The 21,083-nt window shown below is 63.7% G+C and carries 15 protein-coding genes; 11 read left to right on the top strand and 4 right to left on the bottom strand.

Annotated features, from left to right (window positions below):
- Window positions 1-10: 10 nt before the first annotated feature.
- Entirely contained in the window at window positions 11-1,522 is a 1,512-nt protein-coding gene (locus tag AC2S2E_RS05635) for a sensor histidine kinase (protein ID WP_476105743.1), read from the top strand.
- Between the two features lie 10 nt (window positions 1,523-1,532).
- On the opposite strand, the gene AC2S2E_RS05630 is transcribed toward AC2S2E_RS05635, so the two are convergent.
- Window positions 1,533-4,280 carry a M1 family metallopeptidase gene (locus AC2S2E_RS05630; RefSeq protein WP_486524042.1) on the bottom strand — a complete coding sequence of 916 codons (2,748 nt, stop codon included), beginning with the start codon at window positions 4,278-4,280 and terminating at the stop codon, window positions 1,533-1,535.
- 216 nt (window positions 4,281-4,496) lie between these two features.
- Here AC2S2E_RS05630 and pabB point away from each other — a divergent pair, with 216 nt between their 5' ends.
- The 3 genes from pabB to AC2S2E_RS05615 are packed head-to-tail and all read left to right on the top strand — an operon-like array spanning window position 4,497 to window position 8,300.
- The gene (gene pabB, locus AC2S2E_RS05625; RefSeq protein WP_486524041.1) at window positions 4,497-6,347 is read left to right on the top strand and encodes an aminodeoxychorismate synthase component I; all 1,851 of its coding nucleotides are present in this window, start codon (window positions 4,497-4,499) and stop codon (window positions 6,345-6,347) included.
- A gap of 10 nt (window positions 6,348-6,357) precedes the next feature.
- Window positions 6,358-7,551: a pyridoxal phosphate-dependent aminotransferase gene (locus AC2S2E_RS05620; protein ID WP_486524040.1), complete on the top strand. Its 1,194-nt coding sequence runs from the start codon at window positions 6,358-6,360 to the stop codon at window positions 7,549-7,551.
- 14 nt (window positions 7,552-7,565) lie between these two features.
- The gene (locus tag AC2S2E_RS05615; protein ID WP_486524039.1) at window positions 7,566-8,300 is read left to right on the top strand and encodes an RluA family pseudouridine synthase; all 735 of its coding nucleotides are present in this window, start codon (window positions 7,566-7,568) and stop codon (window positions 8,298-8,300) included.
- A gap of 226 nt (window positions 8,301-8,526) precedes the next feature.
- Here AC2S2E_RS05615 and arfB read toward each other — a convergent pair whose 3' ends face one another.
- Both arfB and AC2S2E_RS05605 read right to left on the bottom strand, forming a co-directional pair.
- A complete protein-coding gene (arfB, locus tag AC2S2E_RS05610) occupies window positions 8,527-8,949 on the bottom strand; it encodes an alternative ribosome rescue aminoacyl-tRNA hydrolase ArfB (protein ID WP_476105753.1) in 423 nt (140 codons plus the stop codon).
- A 225-nt stretch (window positions 8,950-9,174) separates the two neighbouring features.
- The gene (locus AC2S2E_RS05605) at window positions 9,175-9,483 is read right to left on the bottom strand and encodes a hypothetical protein (protein ID WP_476105755.1); all 309 of its coding nucleotides are present in this window, start codon (window positions 9,481-9,483) and stop codon (window positions 9,175-9,177) included.
- Window positions 9,484-9,649: 166 nt separating this feature from the next.
- On the opposite strand from AC2S2E_RS05605, the gene AC2S2E_RS05600 reads away from it, so the two are divergent.
- The 4 genes from AC2S2E_RS05600 to metH are packed head-to-tail and all read left to right on the top strand — an operon-like array spanning window position 9,650 to window position 15,264.
- Window positions 9,650-10,654, top strand: coding sequence for an ArsR/SmtB family transcription factor (locus AC2S2E_RS05600; protein WP_476105757.1), 1,005 nt, complete (start codon window positions 9,650-9,652; stop codon window positions 10,652-10,654).
- Window positions 10,638-11,588: a methylenetetrahydrofolate reductase [NAD(P)H] gene (metF, locus tag AC2S2E_RS05595; protein ID WP_486524038.1), complete on the top strand. Its 951-nt coding sequence runs from the start codon at window positions 10,638-10,640 to the stop codon at window positions 11,586-11,588. Before AC2S2E_RS05600 ends, metF begins: the two co-directional genes overlap by 17 nt.
- A gap of 1 nt (window position 11,589) precedes the next feature.
- The gene (locus AC2S2E_RS05590) at window positions 11,590-12,648 is read left to right on the top strand and encodes a homocysteine S-methyltransferase family protein (RefSeq protein ID WP_486524037.1); all 1,059 of its coding nucleotides are present in this window, start codon (window positions 11,590-11,592) and stop codon (window positions 12,646-12,648) included.
- Between the two features lie 15 nt (window positions 12,649-12,663).
- Window positions 12,664-15,264: a methionine synthase gene (gene metH, locus AC2S2E_RS05585; protein ID WP_486524036.1), complete on the top strand. Its 2,601-nt coding sequence runs from the start codon at window positions 12,664-12,666 to the stop codon at window positions 15,262-15,264.
- A 30-nt stretch (window positions 15,265-15,294) separates the two neighbouring features.
- Here the strand turns inward: metH and AC2S2E_RS05580 are convergent, their stop codons facing one another.
- The gene (locus tag AC2S2E_RS05580; RefSeq protein ID WP_486524035.1) at window positions 15,295-16,701 is read right to left on the bottom strand and encodes a radical SAM/SPASM domain-containing protein; all 1,407 of its coding nucleotides are present in this window, start codon (window positions 16,699-16,701) and stop codon (window positions 15,295-15,297) included.
- 126 nt (window positions 16,702-16,827) lie between these two features.
- Between AC2S2E_RS05580 and AC2S2E_RS05575 the strand changes: the two genes are divergently transcribed.
- Genes AC2S2E_RS05575 through AC2S2E_RS05565 form a run of 3 tightly spaced genes read left to right on the top strand, consistent with a single transcriptional unit; the run spans window position 16,828 to window position 21,082 of the window.
- A complete protein-coding gene (locus tag AC2S2E_RS05575; protein ID WP_486524034.1) occupies window positions 16,828-18,057 on the top strand; it encodes a serine hydrolase domain-containing protein in 1,230 nt (409 codons plus the stop codon).
- Window positions 17,969-19,843, top strand: a complete 1,875-nt coding sequence (gene recQ, locus AC2S2E_RS05570) for a DNA helicase RecQ (RefSeq protein WP_486524033.1) — start codon at window positions 17,969-17,971, stop codon at window positions 19,841-19,843. The genes AC2S2E_RS05575 and recQ overlap by 89 nt, the downstream gene beginning before the upstream one ends.
- Before the next feature lie 6 nt (window positions 19,844-19,849).
- Entirely contained in the window at window positions 19,850-21,082 is a 1,233-nt protein-coding gene (locus AC2S2E_RS05565; protein ID WP_486524032.1) for a RecQ family ATP-dependent DNA helicase, read from the top strand.
- Window position 21,083: the final 1 nt, after the last annotated feature.

Genomic DNA, 21,083 nt, shown 5'->3' with positions numbered 1-21,083 from the left:
CGGATCATCGGTGAGCAAATTTGACCCCAAACGCCTGATCCCGCGCAGCCTGACCGGACAGGTCATGCTGGCGCTGGCGGGCGCGCTGTTGCTGGCCCAGACGATCGGCGCGATCCTGTTGTACAAGGCGCAGGCCGGTTATCGCGAACAGCAGGTGACGCAGGAACTGGCCATGCGCACGGCCATTGCGCTGCGCCATCGCGATGATGTCGATCCGTCCGATGGTCCGCTGCCCCCGCCGCCCCCGCCCATGCCGGGTGAGGGTGAGCGTCAGAAACATCACCGCGACAATCCGCCCATGATGATCGGCCGCCCCGGCCCCGACGACATGCCGCGTGGGCCGCGTCCGGTGCGGGTGAAGGACTTTCAGCCCAATCCGGGTGACGAGGCCAAGCCCGAAATCAGCCAGCGCCTCAATGAATTGCTGGGTTCGCAGGATCTCAAACCGCTGCGTTTGATGGTGGTCGAACGTGATCTGGTGGATGACCCGTTCTGGCAAAAGCGCGTCAACAAGCGTTACGCGATGATGGGCGACCATGCCCCGCCAAAGCCCAAGCACCTGTTGGTGGCCGCCGCCCAGATTCAGCCCGGCGGCGAATGGATGGTGGTGCGGTCGAGCATTCCGGCCCGCGATCCATGGCTGCTGGTGACGCTGATTGCGCAGACGTTGTTTATTTACGCCGTGCTGGTGGGCGCGATTGCGTTGATCCTGCGGCGGATTGCGCGGCCTCTGGCGGCGCTGACCAGCCGGGTCGATCAATTTGCCCGCACCCGCGAATCCACCAATCAGATCGAGCCGGAAGGCCCCGCCGACGTGCGCCATCTGATCGAGGCGCATAATGCGATGGAGCAGCGGATCACCACGCTGATCAATGAAAAGGACGTGATGCTGGGCGCGATCGGGCATGATCTGAAAACGCCTCTGGCCGCGCTGCGCGTGCGGATCGAGAGCGTCGAGGATGATGCCGAACGCGACAAGATGGCCAAGACCATTGAGGATATCACCCGCTCGCTGGACGACATCCTGTCGCTGGCCCGCGTGGGCCGTCCCAGCGATCCGGTGGAGCCGACCGAACTGGCCGCCCTTGTCGCCTCGATTGTCGAGGAATATGAGGATATGGGCGATGATGTCGAATTCGACCATGCGCCGCGCCTGGTCATGCCGGCGCGGGCGACATGGTTGCGCCGGGCCTTGCGCAATCTGATCGGCAACGCGCTGCGCTATGCCGGCAGCGCGCAGGTGACGATGATGCGCGAAGAAGCCGAGGGCAAACCATGGGCCGTGATCCGCGTTGTGGACAGCGGTCGGGGCATTGGCGGCGACATTGAAAAGATGTTCGAACCCTTTACCCGCGGCGAGCCTTCGCGCAACACGGCCACCGGCGGCGCGGGGCTTGGCCTGACGCTGGCCCGCGCGATTGCGGACCAGCATGGCGGGCGGCTGACGCTGAACAACCGCACCGATGAGAAAGGCGTGGTTGTGGGGTTGATGGCGACGCTCTGGCTGCCGCTTCCGGCCTGAAGGGCGCGGGTTATTTCACCCGCGCCATCAAGGTCGAGACTTCCGCCCCGCGCGCATCCTTCAGCACGCCGCAACTGCGCACCCGCTCGATCACGCGGGCCAGTTCCAGTTCGCCGGTCTTGCCCGCCAGCCGCGCGCCGAAATCCTTGGCAATCGCGTCGGATTTTTCGACCGAACAGAATGTGCCGAACACCTGCGGCAGGCGCGAGGCAAGGAAGATGCCCGAACTGCCCGAGAGCAATTCATCGGCATGGGCGCGCAGCCAGTCATAGCCCATATCGCGGGTTTTGGTGTTGACCGCCACGCCCATCACCAATTGCACACGCTCGGACAGGCGCAGGCGCTGATCCTTGGCATCGTCCAGCAGCCATTGGGCAATATCGGCCTTGCCCGTCCCCGCCAACGCGCCCAGCGCCGAGGGGCGGAACAGCGGGTCTTGCGAAGCCAGCGCCTTTTCAAACAGAGACTTGGCCGCGGCCAGCCCGGTCCCGGCCTTGCCCTGCGCCTCCAGCCATGCGCCAAAGCCCACGCCGTACCACGCCGGGTCCAGCGCAGCCTTGTTCCCGCCCAGCCATGCCGAAGCGGCCTGCGTCAACGTGGCCAGCAGCGCCGGATCATGCGCCACGCCCGCCATTTTGCGCACCAGTTGCACGCGGCGCTGCGAGCTTTCCGCATCCTCGCCCGAATAGGCGCCCTGCGCCGGATTGAACCCGGACTTGGCCAGCATCGGGGCGTAGAGGCGGGTGAAGAAGGCGCGATAGGCCGCTTCGGCATCGGCATCATAGAAACCGGCCCGTTCCAGCGTCTGCAACGGCGAGGTTGCCGCCTCGCTGGCATAGGAATCGGGGTTGTTCACCATGGTCCGCGCCATTTTGACCAGCAATTCCGGCCCCGAACGCCCCGCCTGAAAACTGGCGAACAGGCTGTCGGCCAAGGCCAGACCTTCGCCGCCGGGCAACGTGTTCGAAATGGCGATCAGGCGGTCCCATTCGGGCTTGGGCAATTCAAAACGGTAATAGCCCGTGCCGCCCGCATTGGGCATCAACGGCCCCTTGACGATGACATCGATCTTGGCCGCTTCGCCATCCAGCAATTGACACTGGCGCTCTTTGTCCACGCGGACGCAGAAGGGGATGCTCCAGCGCTCGGCCGGTTCTTTGGTGCCCAACCGGGCATAGCGGCTCTGCACCGCGTAATAATCGCCCTTGCTGCCGCTGAAGGTCAGCAAGGGGATGCCCTGCTGATCGGTAAAGCTCTGCATCGCGGGCAGGATGCGCGGATCGCCCGCCGCCTTGGCCAGCGAGGCGAAGAAGTCGGCGCTGGTCGCATTACCGTAACGATGGGCGGCCATATATTCGCGCACGCCCGCCTTGAATTTATCATCGCCCATAAAGGCCGCGATCATCGCGACAACATGGCCGCCCTTGCCATAGGTGATCGAATCGAAGGCCGCGTCGATCTGGGCGTTGGTGTCGATCTTTTGATGGATCGGCCGCCCTGCCAACAGGGCGTCGGTGCCCATCGCGGCAAAGCCTTCCTCCAGCGCGCCCGCCCCGATGTTCAGGTCTGGCCGCCATTCATTGCCGATGCGATAGCCCATCCAATTGGCAAAGCTTTCATTCAGCCAGATGTCGTCCCACCACGCGGGCGTGACCAGATCGCCAAACCATTGGTGCGCCAATTCATGCGCCACCACCATGCCAAAGGCGCGCTTTTGCGCCGTGGTGGCATGGTCATCCAGAATCAGCAGATTGTCCTGATAAAGATCGGCCCCGGCATTTTCCATTGCGCCGGGCATGATGGGCGCGGTGATCTGGTCCAGTTTCGGATAGGGGAAAGCGGAGCCGAAATAGCTTTCCAGATGGGCAATGATGCTTTTGGAATTTTCCAGCGCGAAGGAGAGCTTGTCCTTGTTCTGCTGGGTCGAGATAATACGCAGCGGCAGCGGCTTTTCGCGCTGCGGCGTGGCGGGCACCTCGCCCTTGGCCACGGCAAAATTGCCCACCATCATCGCCACCAGATAGGTGGGCAGCGGCGCGGTCTGTTCAAAGCGGTGGACGGTCATCGCGCCGTCGTCGGTGGTGTCCACCTCGGGCGCGTTGGAGACCGCCATCATGCCCTTGGGCGTGCGCAGGGTCACGGTGAAGGGTTGCTTATACCCCGGCTGATCAAACGAGGGGAAGGCAGCGCGCGCGTCGATCGATTCAAACTGGGTCCAGCTGTACCACTGATCGCCCACCTTCACCCGGAACATGCCCTGCGGCCCGTCCTGAAACGCCGCGTCATAGTCAAAGGCAAAGGTCGCCTGTCCGGCGGGAATTTCTTCATCAAAGCTGAGCAGGGCGACGCCGGTATCGTCCACCTGTTTCCAATGGGCGGCAAATTTGCGCCCGTTCACATTGACCGATGCCTTGGTAACATTGAGATCGCGGCCATGGAGATAGACATAGCGGCTTGATCCATGCAGCAGCGCGTCAATTTCGACATGGCCGGAAAAGCGTTCCTTGGCCGGATCGACGGTCATGTCCAGACGATAGAAAGCGGGCGTGATCGCGCCTTCCAGCCGCCCCTTGGGCGCGGGCGGCGGGGGCGGTGCGGGCGGGGCCGGGGTGGCGACAACGGGGGCGACGGGCACCTTGGGGGGCGTCTTGGGCGTAACCTTTGGCGCGGGATGGCGCGGGCGCGGCGCGGCCATGGCGCCATGCGGCAGGATCAATGCGGCGGATAGCAAAGTGCCGGCCAGCAGACGAAAACGCATGATCGCTCTCCGTATCAGGCGCCGGACGCATCGGGGCGGCACCGTGTTGATCCATCGAAAACGAACCGACCCGGTTCGAAACCCCCGATATAAGAGCAACATAATGACAGTATCACAACAATTATATGACTTTCCCGGCGCTTTGCGAAGCCGGGGGCCTTTGTTCCTCAATGGGCTTTTGCAACCTTGGCGCGACATCGCTAGAAGCCGCGCACTATGGGCGAATCCATAACTTTCGATAGGGTGCGTGATGCGCCCTTTGTGCTGCTCGACGATGCGCGCGTCGGGATGGAGGGTTGCGCGAGGCTGTATGTCGCCCCGCGTGAGATCGTCATCGCCCGCCGCCCGGACGAGGTCGCCCCCGCTCTGGCCCGGATCGAGGCGCTGTTGTCGCAGGGTTATGCGATGGCGGGCCATATCGGTTATGAAGCAGGGCTGGCGCTCGAACCTCGTCTCGCGCCTCTGGCCGATGCGCGCAGCGGGGCCGATGGGCCGCTGATCTGGATGGGCGCGTTCGATGGCTGGCGCGATATGAGCAGCGCGCAGGTGGCCGCATGGCTGGATGAATGCGCCATGCCAAATCCCGCCCCCCGGATCGGCCCGATGGTGCCCGCCATTGGCGCAGGCGCCTATGCGCAAGCCTTTGACCATATTGCCGAAGCCATCCGTGCGGGCGACATCTATCAGGCCAATTTCACCTTTCCCCTGACCGGGCCATGGTCGGGTGATCCGATCAGCCTCTATGCCCAATTGCGCGCCAGCGGCGGGGGCGGCCATGGCGGCATCCTGTTCGACGGGCAATATTGGCTGCTCAGCCTGTCGCCCGAATTGTTTTTCGAGGCGCAGGGCCGCCAATTGCGCGCCAAACCCATGAAAGGCACCCGCCCGCGCGGCAGCACCCCCGAAAGCGACGCCGCATTGGCCCGCGAATTGTTTGAAAGCGTCAAGGATCGGTCGGAAAACCTGATGATCCTTGACCTGATGCGCAACGATATTGCCCGCGTATCGGATGCGGGCAGCGTGCGCGTCGATGCGCCCTTTGCCATCGAATCCTATCCCACCGTGCATCAAATGGTCTCGACCGTGAATGCGACGCTAGAGGATGGGCGCAGCCTGGTCGATGTGATCCGCGCGCTGTTTCCTTGCGGATCGGTGACGGGCGCGCCCAAGATCCGCGCGATGGAATTGATCCATGCCCATGAACGCGACCCGCGCGGGATCTATTGCGGGTCATTGGGCCATATTGACCCGGCCAATGCCACCAATTCTGCTGGAAGCGCCTCATTCAATGTGGCAATTCGTTCGCTTCGCCTTGCGCCTGATGGGAAAGCGGTGCTGGGCGTGGGGTCGGCGGTGGTGGCGGATTCGGTCGCCATCGACGAATGGCGGGAATGTCTGGTCAAAGGGGGTTTCGTGCATCAGCCAGCGCCGGACAAAATGATCGCGGGTTTCGATCTGATCGAGACCATGGCGTTTGACCCCGAACTGGGCGTGCCCATGCTGGAGGCGCATCTGGAACGGATGAAGGAGAGCGCCGGGCTGCTGGGCTTTTCCTTTGACCGCCATGGCGCGCGCAACGCGATCCATGCCCTGTGTTTTGAGGTCGAAAAGCCATCACGCCTGCGCCTTGTTCTGGGGCGCAGCGGGGCGATCAGCCTTGAGGTCGGCCCCTTGCCCGCGCCGATGGATGGGGATGCGCCGGTGCCGGTCATCGCCTTGCCGATCCCGCTGGATACGGGCGACTGGCGTTTGCGACACAAGACCACGGACCGATGGTTTTATGACGCCGGGTTAAAGGCCGCACGGGCCGAGGGGGCGCGTGAGGCGATTTTTGTCCGCGACGATGGCTTGGTCACCGAGGGCTGCTTCACCAGCATCTTTGTCGAGCGCGACGGCATCCTGCTGACCCCGCCATTGGCGCTGGGCCTGTTGCCGGGGGTTCTGCGCCGGACCCTGATCGAGGAAGGCCGCGCGCGTGAAGCGGAATTGACGCTGGAGGATCTGGAGGACGGATTCTTTATCGGCAATGCCCTGCGCGGCTTGATGCGGGCACGGCTTTGCGTTTAACGCGCATGCCATGACCATTTCGCCCACCTCCATTTCGCACGCTCTTGATCGCATCCAGCCCTCGCGCACCAATGCCATGACCGACCGCGCCATCGCCCTGCGCGATGAAGGGCGCGACATCATCAGCCTGTCAGTGGGCGAGCCGGATTTTCCCACCCCGCCCCATGTGGTCGATGCGATGAAGGCCGCGCTGGACGCGGGCGACACGCGCTATACGGCGGTGGCGGGCACGATGGCGCTGCGCCGCGCATCGGCGCTGCATTTCGAACGCGATCTGGGGTTAAAGGTCGATCCGGCGCGCATTCTGGTGTCGTCGGGGGGCAAACAGTCGATCTTCCTCGCGCTGATGGCCACGCTCAATCCGGGCGATGAGGTGCTGATCCCCGCGCCATGGTGGGTGTCCTATCCCGAAATAGTGCGCTTTTCCGGGGCCAGTGTGGTGCCGGTGGCGACCTACGCCGCCGATGGGTTCCGCATGTCGGCCGATGCTCTGGCGGGGGCGATCACCAAGAACACCCGCTGGCTGCTGCTCAACAGCCCCGGCAATCCGACCGGCGCGACCTATAGCGCGGCCGACCTGCAGGCGCTGGGCGAGGTGCTGCGCAAACACCCCCATATCCTTGTGCTGAGCGATGATATCTATGCCCCGCTGCGTTACAATGGCGGGGTTCATGCGACGCTGGCGGTGGAATGCCCCGATCTGGCCGACCGGGTGCTGACCATTTCGGGCGTGTCGAAAAGCCATGCGATGACCGGCCTGCGCATTGGCGTGGCGGCGGGTCCGGCATGGCTGATCGCCGCCATGGGGCGGCTCCAGAGCCATGTGTCGGGCAATGCCTGTTCGATTTCGCAGGCGGGCGCGGTGGCGGCGTTTGAAGGGCCGCAGGAATTCCTGCTCGACTGGCGCGAGAAATTCCGGGCGCGGCGCGATCTGTGCGTGGGCGCGATCAATGCCATCCCCGGCCTGTCGACGCCCATTCCCGATGGCGCGTTTTATTGCATGATCGACGCCGCCCCGTTGATGCCCCGCTTTGGCAATGACGAGGCTTTGGCCATGCACCTGATCGAACATGGCGTGGCGATTGTGGCCGCCAGCGCCTTTGGCGGCGAGCATTGCGGCTTTGCCGGTTTCCGCATTTCCTTTGCCGCCGATGATGCAAAGCTGACGCAGGCCTTCGCCCGGATTGCTTCGGCCCTCAAATGATCTATGGGGTGGGAATGAACATTCCCATCCTGTTTGAAGACGGCGAAGCGCTGATCGTCAACAAGCCTGCGGGCCTCCCCCTCGACCGTCCGCGCAAGGGCGGCGTGGCTCTGGAAGATTTCCTTCCCGATCTGCGCCTTGGCTTTGCGCGTGAGCCTCTGCCCGTCCACCGCCTTGATCAGGACACGTCGGGCTGCCTGCTGCTGGCGCGCAATCCCAAGGCGCATAAACGATTCTGTGCCGCGTTCGAGGCCCGCGTCGTGTCCAAACGTTACCTTGGCATCGTCAACGGGCCGGTGCGCAAGGAATCGGGCACGATCTCGCTCAACCTGCTCAAGACATCGAGCAAATATGGCGGTTGGCGCATGGTCGCCTCGCACGAGGGCAAGCCCGCCGTCACCCATTGGCGCAAGATCGTCGAGATCGACGGCATGACCCTGGTCGAATTCCGCCCCGAAACCGGGCGCACCCACCAGATCCGCGTCCATGCGCAAAAGGGTCTGGGCGCCGCGCTGGTCGGCGATCCGATTTACGGCGATGGCACGGGCGGGGGGCGCACGATGCTCCACGCCGCCGAACTGACCGTCCTGCGCGAAGGCAAGCCGCCGATCCATGCCGTCGCCCCCCTGCCCGAGGATTTCGTCGAATTGGGTTTTGAAGAGGACATGGCCGGGTTGACGGGCCGGGTTGAACCGGAAGCCGAGCCGGAAGCGACGGTCGAGGTTGAAAAGGAAGAAGGCGGGGAATGAGGATGATGCGAGGGTCTAGACCCTCGCGCTCCCGTTACTGTCCACGTTGCGTGTCGAGTTCGGCGTTTGGTGTCGGACGCAGCGATGAATATTGAAAGCCTGCGGCGCCATTCAGCGCTAGCTCACCGCGCCGCAGGCTATAAAAACCCAAAACACCCCCGCGATCCCACCCCAAAAATGGGATTGTTAAGGGCCCCCGCCCTTAACCCGCCGGAGGCAAAAACCTCTATTCCTTCCACTTCCCCCGCCCCGCCTTCACCGAGGAACGCCGCGCTTTCCCATCCATGCGCCGCGTCTGCGAAGCCTTGGTGGGCTTGGTCGCCTTGCGCGCCTTGGGCACGAATGTCGCCTCGACGATCATCGCGATCAGGCGGGCGCGGACCTCTTGCCGGTTGATCAATTGCGACCGCGACCCTTCGGAACGCAGCACCAGCACGCCTTCAGATGTCATGCGCGAACCGGCAATCCGCGCCAGACGGTATTTCACCGCATCGGGCAGAGAAGGCGAGGCCGCCACATCGAATTTCAGGATCACCGCGCTGTCGGTCGTGTTGACATGCTGTCCGCCCGGCCCGGACGAACGGGTCGTGCTTTCGTCAAGTTCGCTTTCATCGATGCTGATCGATCGGGTGACGGGGATGCGCGGCATGGCGCATCAATAGGCAAGGCCGAGGTCGGCGTCCAGCGCCCGCAGGAATGAGCTCAAAACCACGCAACGGCATAAAATTTCTTTTATACCACATTCATGGGATGCGGCGGAAACTATGGATTACTAGCATTCCCTTTGCGACCCGATGGGCTTGTGGGTTTCCACATAACGCCATCGAACTGGCCCGGATCAAGGCATCCCCCTTGTCCGGGCCTTTTTTTTTCATCAGGGCTTTTTGGCGGGCGATGCGCTGGGCGTCGGGCTGATGTCGGCACCGGCGGCGGCGGCGGCGGCCGCCACATCGGCGGCAGCTTGGCCCGCGGCGGCGGCGACGCCTTCGGTGGTGGTGGGCGCGGCCGAGGCGGCCGAATCTGCGGCCGGTGCGGCCTCAACCGGGGCGAGGGCCGATTCGGCAGGCATTTCCACGTTTTCGGGCGTCACCGCATCGGCCGCCTTGTCCGAACTGCCGCATGCGGCCACGGCCAGCGAGGCGACGACAGCAAGAGCAAGGGCGCGTTGGCGTTGCGAAATCATGGGAATCCTCACGTTTTGGGGCTAAATACAGGATTTGAAACTAGGCCCGCGCGCCCAAAAGGCAAGGGGCAAAGGCAATTCCCACAGGCGGCCATCAAGCCTTCTCTAATCCTATCGTGGTAGTGGTTGTAATCATATAAAGATATCTTTATATGTGATGCCAGCCATGACAAAGAACCTGCTCATTGACCCCTTGTTGCGCGCGTTGGCCGATCCCACGCGCCTGCGCATCATGCGCCTTTTGGCGGCGATGGAGCTGGCCGTGGGCGAATTGGCGCAGGTTCTGGGCCAGAGCCAGCCGCGCGTTTCGCGCCATGTCAAAATCCTGTGCGACGCGGGCCTTGCCGAAAGACGCAAGGAGGGAAGCTGGGTCTTCCTGAAAATCGCGCCCTTTGCCCTCGACGGCCCATCGCTGCGCGCCGCCAGCGCCCGCCTTCTTGCCGCCGCCGAGGATGAGGACGCCGATTTCGCCGCGCAATGCGCCGAAGACCGCCGCCGTCTGGCCGCGATCCGTGCCGCGCGCGAAGCCGCCTCGATCCAATATTTCGCCCGTCATGCCGAGGAATGGGACCAGATCCGCTCGCTGCTCAGCCCCGATGAGCCGGTGGAGGAAGCCCTGCTGCGCCTGTTGCCCGACGCGCTGGGCCAATTGCTGGATATTGGCACCGGTACGGGCCGGATGGCGCAATGCTTTGCCCCGCGCGCCGCGCATGTCACGGCGCTGGACAAAAGCCCCGACATGCTGCGCATCGCCCGTACCCGGCTTCAGGATCTGCCATCGGGCAAGGTCGATTTGGTGCAGGGCGATTTTACCGCTCTGCCCTTTGCCGATGCTTCGTTCGACACGCTGCTGATGCATCAGGTGCTGCACTATGCTCAGGCGCCGGAGGCCGTTCTGGCCGAAGCGGCGCGTGTGGCGCGGCCCGGTGCGCATCTGGCCATCGTCGATCTGGCCGCCCATGCCCATGAAGAATTGCGCGAACGCCATGCTCACGCCCGCCTCGGCTTTTCCGACGAGCAGATGGCGCAATGGTTTGCCGCCGCAGGATTTTCCGCCGATGCGCCCATCGCGCTGCATGGCGGCCAATTGACCGTCAAAATCTGGACCGGGCGCCGCCTTGGCGCGCCCCACACTTTCCAAAAGGTATTTGCTGATGAACGCCAGCTATGAAGCGCTGAACGAGGCCCGCAAGGCGCTGGACGCACCTCTGTTTGCCGGATTGCCGGGCGATATCAGCGTATCGTTCGAATTCTTTCCGCCCAAAAGCGACGGAATGATGGCCCAGCTTTGGGAAGTGGTGAAGACGCTCGCCCCGCTTGATCCGGCCTTTGTCTCGGTCACCTATGGCGCGGGCGGGACGACGCGTGACCGCACCCATGGCACGGTGGCCCGCATCATTTCCGAAGCGCGCCTGCCCGCCGCCGCACACCTGACCTGTGTGGACGCCAGCAAGGCCGAGGTAAACGCTGTGGCCGAAGCCTACTGGGAGGCGGGGGTTCGCCACATTGTCGCTCTGCGCGGCGATATGGGCCAGCCGGGCGCGCCTTTCGTGCCGCATCCCGATGGCTATCAGAATGCCGCCGATCTGGTGGCGGGGCTGAAGCGCGTGGCGCCGTTTGAAATCTCGGTCGCCGCCTATCCCGAAAGCCACCCCGATTCGCCCAGCGTCGAGGCAGACATCGACAATCTCAAGCGCAAGCTGGACGCGGGCGCCACCCGCGCGATCAGCCAGTTCTTCTTCGAGCCGGAAACCTTCTTCCGCTATCGCGACCGTCTGGCCGCCGCGGGGATTGATGCGCCGGTGCTGCCCGGCATCCTGCCGGTGTCCAATTTCGCCCAGACCCAGAAATTCGCCGCCGCATGCGGGGCGGAAATTCCGGCGTGGATGGCGGGCCTGTTCGAAGGGCTGGACACCCACCCGCCCGCACGCGCTCTGGTCGCGGCGACGATTGCGGCGGAATTCTGCCGCAAGCTTTATGCGGGCGGTGTGCGTGATTTCCACTTCTACACGCTCAACCGCGCTGAACTCTCCTATGCGATCTGTCATCTGCTGGGGGTGCGCCCCAACCCCGCGCGGATCGTTGCCCAAGAAAAGGCTGCCTGAAATGTCTCTAATTCCTTCCGCCGCCCGCAAGGCTTTGCTTGAGCAGTCCACGCAGCGCATCCTGATCACCGATGGCGCGTTCGGCACCGAGATCCAGAATTACGGCCTGTCCGAGGCCGATTATGCCGGCAATCTGGGCCTTGGCCACGATCAGAAGGGCAATAATGACATTCTGGCGCTGACCAAGCCGGAGGTGCCCGAGGCGATCCACCGCGCCTATTTCGCCGCCGGGGCCGATCTGGCCGAGACGAACACCTTTTCCGCCAACCGTATTTCGCAGGCCGATTATGGCGCGGAACATCTGGTGCGCGACATCAACATCGAGAGCGCCAAGCTGGCCCGCCGGGTTGCCGATGAATTCACCGCCAAGGATGGGCGCCCCCGCTTTGTGGCAGGCGCCATCGGGCCGACGAACAAGACGCTTTCCCTTTCCCCCGACGTGAACGACCCCGGCTTCCGCGAGATCGACTGGGACCATCTGGTCGATGTCTATGCCGAACAGGTCGAAGCGCTGGTCGAAGGGGGCGCGGATTTCATTCTGATCGAAACGGTGTTCGACACATTGAACGCCAAGGCGGGCATCATGGCCGTGCGCCATGTCGAGCAGAAGCTGGGCCGGGAAATCCCGATCATGCTCTCGATGACGCTGACCGACCTGTCGGGACGCAATCTGTCTGGCCATACGGTCGAGGCTTTCTGGTGGGCGGTGCGCCATGCGCGGCCTGTCACGATTGGCCTCAACTGTTCGTTTGGCGCAACGCAATTGCGCCCGCATGTGAAGGCCCTGTCCGAAATCGCCGATACGCTGATCATGGTCTATCCCAATGCGGGCCTGCCCAATGAATTGGGTGCCTATGACGAATTGCCCGAAACCACGGCGGGTCTGGTCAAGGAATGGGCGGATGCCGGACAGGTCAACGTGCTGGGCGGATGCTGCGGTTCAACGCCCGCGCATATTGCCGCCATGGCGCGCGCGGTGTCCGGCCTGCCTTCGCGGCAATTGCCCGGATTGACGCCGGTGACGCGCCTTGCCGGTCTTGAACCCTTTATCTTCGCCTGATCGCTGGAATTACTGATGACCACTCAAAGTTCGGCTCGTTTCGTCAATGTGGGCGAGCGCACCAATGTCACCGGATCGGCGGCGTTCAAGAAGCTCATTCTGGCCGGTGATTATGCCAAGGCCATCGAGGTCGCCCGCCAGCAGGTGGAAAATGGCGCCCAGATCATCGACGTCAACATGGACGAGGGCCTGCTCGACGCCCATGCGGCGATGACGACCTATTTGAAACTGATTGCCTCGGAACCCGACATCGCCCGCGTGCCGATCATGATCGACAGTTCCAAGTGGGACGTGATCGAGGCGGGTCTGAAATGCGTGTCGGGCAAGCCGATCGTCAATTCGATCAGCATGAAGGAAGGCGAGGAAGCCTTTCTGGCGCAGGCCCGCAAATGCATGGATTACGGTGCGGCCGTGGTGGTCATGGCGTTCGACGAAAAGGGTCAGGCCGACACGCGCGAACGCAAGGTCGAAATCTGCTGCCGCGCCTACAAGCTTTTGACAGGCATCGGTTTCCCGCCCGAAGATATCATCTTTGACCCCAATGTCTTTGCGGTCGCCACCGGCATTGAAGAGCACGACCGTTACGCCCTCGACTTCATCGAGGCGTGCCGCGACATCAAGGCGGCCTGTCCCCATGTCCATATCAGCGGCGGCCTGTCGAACCTGTCTTTCAGCTTTCGCGGCAATGAGATCGTGCGCCGGGCGATGCACAGCGTGTTCCTCTATCACGCCATTCCGGCAGGCATGGACATGGCCATCGTCAATGCGGGGCAAATCGACATCTATGACCAGATCGACCCCGTGCTGCGCGATGCGGTCGAGGATGTGATCCTGATGCGCCCTGTAGAGGGCGAACAGACCGCCACCGAACGCCTGATCACTCTGGCCGAAAGCTATAAGGGACAGGACAAAGCCGCCGAAAAGGCCGCCGAGGAATGGCGCTCCTATGACGTGGTGAAACGCCTTGAGCATGCGCTGGTCAAGGGCATCGACGCCTATATCGTCGAGGACACCGAAGAAGCCCGCCTCCTCCACGCCCGCCCGATCGAGGTGATCGAGGGGCCGCTGATGGCAGGCATGAACCGCGTGGGCGACCTGTTCGGATCGGGCCAGATGTTCCTGCCCCAGGTGGTGAAATCGGCCCGCGTGATGAAAAAGGCCGTGGCCCATCTCATCCCCTTTATCGAGGCGGCCAAGGAAGAAGGCGCCAAGGCCAAGGGCCGGATCATCATGGCCACCGTCAAGGGCGACGTCCACGACATCGGCAAGAACATCGTGGGCGTCGTCCTGCAATGCAACGGCTATGAGGTGATCGACCTTGGCGTGATGGTGCCGTGGAGCAAGATCATCGAGACGGCGCGAAAGGAAGAGGTCGATATCATCGGCCTGTCGGGCCTGATTACGCCTTCTCTGGACGAAATGGTGACCGTGGCCGAGGAAATGCAGCGCGCAGGGATGACTATCCCGCTGCTGATCGGCGGGGCGACGACGTCCAAGGTTCACACCGCGCTGCGCATTGATCCGGCCTATGACGGGCCGGTGGTGCATGTGCTGGACGCATCCCGCGCGGTGGGCGTGGCCAGCCAGTTGCTGTCCGACACGCAGGCCGAGGGTTTCATTGCGGCCACGGCGGATGAATATGAAGCGGTGCGGATTGCGCGCGCGGGCAAGGGCGGATCGAAATTGCTCTCCATCGCGGACGCGCGCGCCAATGCTTTCGTGATCGACCCTGCGCAAAAGGCCCCGGCCCCGGCCCGGCCCGGCCTGCATCGCTATGACGACTGGAGCCTGACGGATCTGGTCGATTATATCGACTGGACGCCTTTCTTCCGCGCATGGGAATTGGCGGGCACCTATCCGGCGATTCTGGACGACGAGATCGTGGGCGAATCGGCGCGCAGCCTCTTTGCCGATGCGCAGAAAATGCTGGCGCGGATCATCGAGGAAAAGTGGCTGACCGCGCGGGGCGTCTGCGCTTTCTGGCCCGCGCATCGCCAGGGCGATGACATCCTGCTCGACGACGGCACCCGCCTGCCCATGCTGCGCCAGCAATTCATCAAGAGCCGGGGCCGCGCCAATTTCTGCCTGTCCGACTTCATCGACACGGCCGACGACTGGCTGGGCGGTTTTGCCGTGGGCATCCATGGGATCGAGCCGCATCTGGAACGTTTCAAGGCGGACCATGACGATTACAGCGACATTCTCTTGAAGGCTTTGGCCGACCGCTTTGCCGAAGCCTTTGCGGAAGCGCTGCACGCCCATGTCCGCCGTGATCTGTGGGGCTATGCCGCGGGCGAGCAATTGACCAATGAGGCACTGATCCGCGAACAATATCGCGGCATCCGCCCCGCCCCCGGCTATCCGGCCTGCCCGGACCATACGTTAAAGCCGATCCTGTTCGATCTGTTGAACGCCGGCGACAATGCCGGGCTGGTGCTGACCGAAAGCCAAGCCATGCTGCCCACTGCCGCCGTCAGCGGCTTCTACTTCGCGCACCCGGAAAGCCAGTATTTCGGCGTCGCCACCATCGGCGAGGACCAATTGGCCGATTATGCCGAGCGGCGCGGACAGACCATCGAGGACACCCGCCGCTGGCTGCGGCCCAATCTGGATTGATGATGAGGGCGGGGCGTCAAAACCCCGCCTCTATTGTTTGGGCGCGAAATCGGCCAGGTCCGACAGGTGCACGATGGGATCACGCAGGCGCGGATCGGCCATCACCGCCAGAAAATCCGCATGCTCTGGATGCTGGGGCAGGAAAACCGCCCGCGCGGCATATTCGTTCGAACTGAACGTGCCCCAATTCGTCAGGCGCAGGAAATCCATATTGTCCGCCCCAAGCCCCCGCGCCAGATCGACACAGTCGCCCATCTCACGGTAATTATCCACCTGCACGACAAAGCTGAGGTCGAGGCTCTTGACCTGTCCGGCCGCACGCAAACGCCCGGCAAATTCCAGATTCCGCTCCATCACATCCCATTTCGCGCCGCGCCGCAGCTTTTCATGCGTGGGGCCGGTGGCGGCATCGATGCTGATCCGCAAATGGGCGGTGCGCTCGTGCAGGGCGGGAAAGTTGTCCCATTCCCGCTCGGTCAGCAGCATGGCGTTGGTCATCACCTGAAAGCGCAGATCGGGGAATTCATCGGCCGTCATCCGCTCGATCAACTGGCGGAAATTCTTGCTGGCGAACGGGTCGCCCGATCCGGTCACAATGGCCAGACGCGCATCTTTCAGCATGGGCAGGATCTTTTCCTCCTGCATCCGGGCAAAAGTCTCGCGCTTGGCGCTGTCTGAGGCGATCTTGTGCGAACGGCAACTCTCGCAATAAAGGTTACAGGTCTGGTCATAGGACAGGTTCACCCGCCCCGGCCCACGCGCCATTTCGGTCAAGCGCCCTTCGACCACATCGCTCCAAAAGCTGTTCTTCGCCGCCATATCGCCGCGCGTGGGCAAGGTTCCCGATGCGATGCGCGGGCATGCGGTCTTGTTGCAATATCGGTATGAACCGTCCTGAATGCTTTCGCGAATGGCGATGGATGCGGGCGAGTTCCACACATCCTGCCACGGCTTTTCGGACAGGTTGCCCGAACTCTGCGTGATCCAGCTGGCGCAGCACAGATGCGTACCGCCATCCAGCACGTCGATCTGTTCAAAGGGCGTGGGGCAGAAACGGTCGGTCAGATCATATTTCGGATTCTCCGGGTCCAACCGCGATTCGATAAAGAACACCGCCCCCTGCACCAGTGCCGACAGACTGTGGCGGGTGGCCAGCCGACTGATCGCATCGCGCGCAGATGGCGGATCGTTGAACACCAAAGCCACCGCCCGCAGCACATCCAGCGCCAGCCGCCCCTTCACATTATTGGCCTGCGAATGATCGAGCCTGTGCCGAAGGCCGGGAAAATGCGTCAGGAATATCGACAGGTCTTCCCAGATTTCGGGATGGTCCAGCCCATCGCACAACCGCCCGACCATCAGATGCAGCACCTCCTCCTCGGTCAGGGGCGCGGGTTCCTGAGCCTCTTCACATTCGATCCGGGTCATGGTGGTCATGGTTGGCCTGCTTTGCTGCTGCCTGCCTGTTCTTGCGGAAATATGGTGAATTTCGGCGAAAGTCCCGGCCCCGCACTATTGCCTAATCCACTTGACCGGCGGGCGCCCCCCGGCAATCCTGCGTCCATGCCTTTATCCGCGCTCCTGCTGGCCGCCGCCATCCCCGCCGCCATCCCCGCCTCTGGCCCCGCCTCTGGCCCTGCCTCTGGCCCCACCCCTGTGCCCGCAACCGTGGCGGTGCAATTCGACCGCCGCCAAGCCAGCGTGGTTCTGGCCGAAGGGGCCGCCGATCGCGCTACGGGCCGCCCCGCCAATGCGCAATCGCCGGTGCGCATCGCCTCGATTTCCAAACTGGTGGTGGCGCTGGGGGTGATGCGGCTGGTGGATTACGGGACGCTCGATCTGGATCGGGACGTGTCGGATTATCTGGGCTGGCCCTTGCGCAATCCGGCCTTTCCCGACGTGCCGATCACGCTGCGCCTGCTGCTCTCGCACCGATCCAGCCTCACTGATGATGCCGGTTATGTCATCCCGCTGGGCGAGAGCCTGCGTGCCCGCCTTGCCGATCCGCGCGCATGGGACAAGGTGCATGGTCCGGGCAGCGATTGGTTCCATTACACCAACCTCAACTTTCCCGTCGTGGCCAGCGTGATGGAAAAGGCAACGGGCGAGCGGTTCGATCATTTGATGCACCGGCTTGTCCTTGCGCCGCTGGGGCTTTCGGCCTGCTACAACTGGTCGCCCTGTTCGGCGCAGGAGGCCGGGCAGGCGGTCGTCCTCTATCGCGCCAATGGCGATGTGGCCAAGGATGACCTGCATGGCGCCTTGCCCGCCTGTCCGGTCGAGGTGACGCCGGGGCACAATTGCGACCTGTCCGCCTATCGGCCGGGCGAGAATGGCGCGCTGTTTTCCCCGCAAGGGGGGCTGCGGATCAACATGATGGATCTGGCGCGGATCGGGCAAATGATGGCGCGGGGCGGCAAGGGTTTCATCAGCGCCCCGGCCTTTGCCGAGATGATCCGCCCGCAATGGCGCTTTGACGGCACCAACGGCCTTGGCGAAAATGGCGAGGGGGACGGGTTCTTTTGCGCCTATGGGCTGGCGGTGCAGACTTTGGCAGAAGGCGGCAAGGGGTGCCGCGATGATTTGTTTGACGATGGGGTAAAGCGGATCGGCCATGCGGGCGATGCCTATGGGTTGAAATCGGGCCTCTGGGTCGATCCGGTGCGGGGCCGGGGCATGGCCTTTTTCACCACAGCGGTCGCCGATGACGCGCCCAAGGGCCGCAGCGCCTTTACCGCGCGCGAAGAAGAAGTGGTCGCACGCGCTTCCGCTTCCCGCCCCGCTCTGCCATAGCGGGGGCGTGAACACGCAAACGCTCAATCCGCTCGACACGCTCCACCGCATTTTCGGTTTTTCCGGGTTTCGCGGGGTGCAACAGGATGTGGTCGAACGCGTTCTGGGGGGCCAATCGACACTGGCCGTGATGCCGACGGGTGCGGGCAAATCGCTGACCTATCAATTGCCTGCGGTGATGATGCCCGGCGTCTGCGTGGTGATATCGCCGCTGATCGCGCTGATGCACGACCAATTGCGGTCGGCCAGCGCCAATGGCATCCGCGCGGCCAGCCTGACCAGCGCCGACATGGACCGGGGCGCGACGATGGCGGCGCTGCGTGATGGGGCGCTTGACCTGCTCTATGTCGCGCCCGAACGCGCCAGCCAGCCGCATTTCCGGGAATTGCTCGAACAATCGAACATCGGCCTGTTTGCCATTGATGAGGCGCATTGCGTGTCGCAATGGGGCCATGATTTCCGGCCCGATTACCGGCTGCTGCGCCCGTTGATGGATGCTTTTCCCGATGTGCCGCGACTGGCGCTGACGGCGACGGCGGATGCGCATACGCGCGGCGATATTCTGGACCAATTGGGCATTCCGGCCGATGGCCTGATCGTGTCGGGCTTTGACCGGCCCAATATTCAATACCGCATCGCCCCGCGTGACAATCCCCTCTCGCAGATCAAAACACTGATGGCCGAAGTCCCCGGCCCCGGCATCGTCTATGCCGGAACCCGCGCCGGGGTGGAAAAGCTGGCCGAGCAATTGGGCGCGACCGGGCGCCGGGTATTGCCCTATCACGCGGGCCTGCCGCCCGAAATGCGCGCCGCCAATCAGGCCGCCTTTGTCGCCAGCGAGGATATGGTGATGGTGGCCACCATCGCCTTTGGCATGGGCATCGACAAGCCGGACGTACGCTTTGTCGCCCATGCGGGCCTGCCCAAAAGCATCGAGGCCTATTATCAGGAAACCGGCCGTGCGGGGCGCGATGGCGACCCTTCGGTGGCGCTGATGCTGTGGGGGGCCGAGGATTTCGTCCGCGCCCGCCAGCGCATTGGCGAGGTTGAGCCCGAACGCCAGTCAGGCGAACGCACCCGTCTGGACAGCATGGCCGCCTTGGTCGAAACCGCCGGATGCCGCCGCGCCCTGCTGCGCCGCCATTTCGGCGAGGACGCGCCACCCCATTGCGGCAATTGCGACAATTGCCTGTCCCCGCCCAAGGTGATCGAGGTAACGCAACTGGCGCAAAAGCTGCTCTCGGGCGTCTATCGCACGGGCCAGCGCTTTGGGCTGGGCTATGTCAGCCAGGTTCTGACCGGGGCCGACGACGATCTGATCCGCCAACGCGGCCATGATACGCTCTCGGTCCATGGCATTGTTTCGGGCGAAGATGCCGCGCTGCTGCGCCCCCTCGCCCGCGCTTTGCAGGCGCGCGGGTGCCTTGATGCGACTGAACATGGCGGGCTACAACTGGCAGGGGATGCACGCGCGATTTTACGCGGCGAAATGGCGATGGTCATGGCCCAGCCGCCCGCACGCACCAAATCCGTGCGCCGCGACCGTGGCACCACCCCCAACCCCAGCGGCGATCCCTTGTTCGAGGCCCTGCGCGCTCTACGCCGCGATCTGGCGGCCGAGGCGAAGGTTCCGCCCTATGTCATCTTCAACGACGCCACTCTGCGCCAGATGGCCAGCGATCGTCCCGGATCGATGCAGGAAATGGCCCAGATTTCGGGCGTCGGCGCAAAAAAGCTGGATGCCTATGGCGACGCTTTCCTGCGGGTCGTGCGCGAATATGGATGAATTGACATGGATGAATTGACGGGCGCCCTGCGCGAGCATTTCGGCCATGATGATTTCCGCCCCACCCAACGCGCCATTATCGAGCGCATCATGGGGGGCAAGCATACTCTGGCCGTCATGCCCACCGGGGGCGGCAAATCGCTGACCTATCAATTGCCCGCGCTGCTGCAGCCCGGCACGGTCATCGTCATCAGCCCGCTGATCGCCTTGATGCAGGACCAAATGCGCGCCGCCAAAGCCCATGGCCTGCGCGCCGCCACTTTGACCAGCGCGGACGAGGATCAGGGCCGCACCATCGACCTGCTGCGCCGGGGGGCGCTGGATCTGCTCTATGTCGCGCCCGAACGCGCCGCGCGTGAGGACTTCGCCGCGCTGCTGGCCGACATACCCATCGTCCTCTTCGCCGTGGACGAGGCGCATTGCGTGTCGGAATGGGGCCATGATTTCCGCCCCGATTACCGCGCTTTGCTGCCCCTGCTTGACGCCCATCCCGCCCCGCGCCTGTGCCTGACGGCGACGGCGGATGCACATACCGCCGCCGACATTACCACCCATTTCGCCATTCCCGAAGATGGTCGGATCATTGGCGGCTATGACCGGCCCAACATCCATTATGCCGCTGTCCGTCGCAGGGCGACTCTGGGCGACACGCTGGCCCAATTGCGCAAGGTTCTGGCGCAGAACCCCGGCCCCGGCATCATCTATGCCCGCACCCGCGCCGAGGTGGAGCAGACCGCAGATGCGCTTTCGGGCACAGGCCGCCGCGTGCTGCCCTATCACGCGGGCATGCGCCCCGAACAACGCCGCGCCCATCAGCAACGCTTTTTCGACAGCCCCAGCGCGGTGATGGTGGCGACCATCGCCTTTGGCATGGGTGTGGACAAGCCGGACGTGCGCTTCATCGTCCACCTCTCGCCGCCCTTGTCGGTGGAGGCCTATTATCAGGAAACGGGCCGTGCGGGCCGCGATGGAGCGCCCGCGCTGGCCTTGCTGTTGTGGGCGGACAAGGATCTGAAAGGCGGCCTCCACCGCGCCATCGCCAGCGGGAATGAGCGCGGACAGGAAGGGCGCTGGCGGGCGATGGAGCGTTTCATCCGCACATGGGGGTGCCGCCGCGCGGTGCTGCTGCGCCATTTCGGGGGGCATCCGCCCCGCACCTGTGGTCATTGCGACCGCTGCGTGCGCAGGCCTGTCGCCATGTTGCGTGCCGTTGGGCGGATCTTAACGCGCACCCGTTAAA

This window comes from Novosphingobium sp. 550D (assembly GCF_057401885.1).
The sequence above is the reverse complement of the archived record's forward strand: the minus strand, read 5'-3'. Positions and strand labels throughout refer to the sequence as shown.

What these genes read in the sequence shown, in the direction of transcription:
- AC2S2E_RS05630 (WP_486524042.1), bottom strand. Translation starts at nt 4,280, where the DNA reads ATGCGTTTTCGTCTGCTGGCCGGCACTTTGCTATCCGCCGCATTGATC.
- pabB (WP_486524041.1), top strand. Translation starts at nt 4,497, where the DNA reads ATGGGCGAATCCATAACTTTCGATAGGGTGCGTGATGCGCCCTTTGTG.
- AC2S2E_RS05620 (WP_486524040.1), top strand. Translation starts at nt 6,358, where the DNA reads ATGACCATTTCGCCCACCTCCATTTCGCACGCTCTTGATCGCATCCAG.
- AC2S2E_RS05615 (WP_486524039.1), top strand. Translation starts at nt 7,566, where the DNA reads ATGAACATTCCCATCCTGTTTGAAGACGGCGAAGCGCTGATCGTCAAC.
- arfB (WP_476105753.1), bottom strand. Translation starts at nt 8,949, where the DNA reads ATGCCGCGCATCCCCGTCACCCGATCGATCAGCATCGATGAAAGCGAA.
- AC2S2E_RS05605 (WP_476105755.1), bottom strand. Translation starts at nt 9,483, where the DNA reads ATGATTTCGCAACGCCAACGCGCCCTTGCTCTTGCTGTCGTCGCCTCG.
- AC2S2E_RS05600 (WP_476105757.1), top strand. Translation starts at nt 9,650, where the DNA reads ATGACAAAGAACCTGCTCATTGACCCCTTGTTGCGCGCGTTGGCCGAT.
- metF (WP_486524038.1), top strand. Translation starts at nt 10,638, where the DNA reads ATGAACGCCAGCTATGAAGCGCTGAACGAGGCCCGCAAGGCGCTGGAC.
- AC2S2E_RS05590 (WP_486524037.1), top strand. Translation starts at nt 11,590, where the DNA reads ATGTCTCTAATTCCTTCCGCCGCCCGCAAGGCTTTGCTTGAGCAGTCC.
- metH (WP_486524036.1), top strand. Translation starts at nt 12,664, where the DNA reads ATGACCACTCAAAGTTCGGCTCGTTTCGTCAATGTGGGCGAGCGCACC.
- AC2S2E_RS05580 (WP_486524035.1), bottom strand. Translation starts at nt 16,701, where the DNA reads ATGACCACCATGACCCGGATCGAATGTGAAGAGGCTCAGGAACCCGCG.
- AC2S2E_RS05575 (WP_486524034.1), top strand. Translation starts at nt 16,828, where the DNA reads ATGCCTTTATCCGCGCTCCTGCTGGCCGCCGCCATCCCCGCCGCCATC.
- recQ (WP_486524033.1), top strand. Translation starts at nt 17,969, where the DNA reads ATGACGCGCCCAAGGGCCGCAGCGCCTTTACCGCGCGCGAAGAAGAAG.
- AC2S2E_RS05565 (WP_486524032.1), top strand. Translation starts at nt 19,850, where the DNA reads ATGGATGAATTGACGGGCGCCCTGCGCGAGCATTTCGGCCATGATGAT.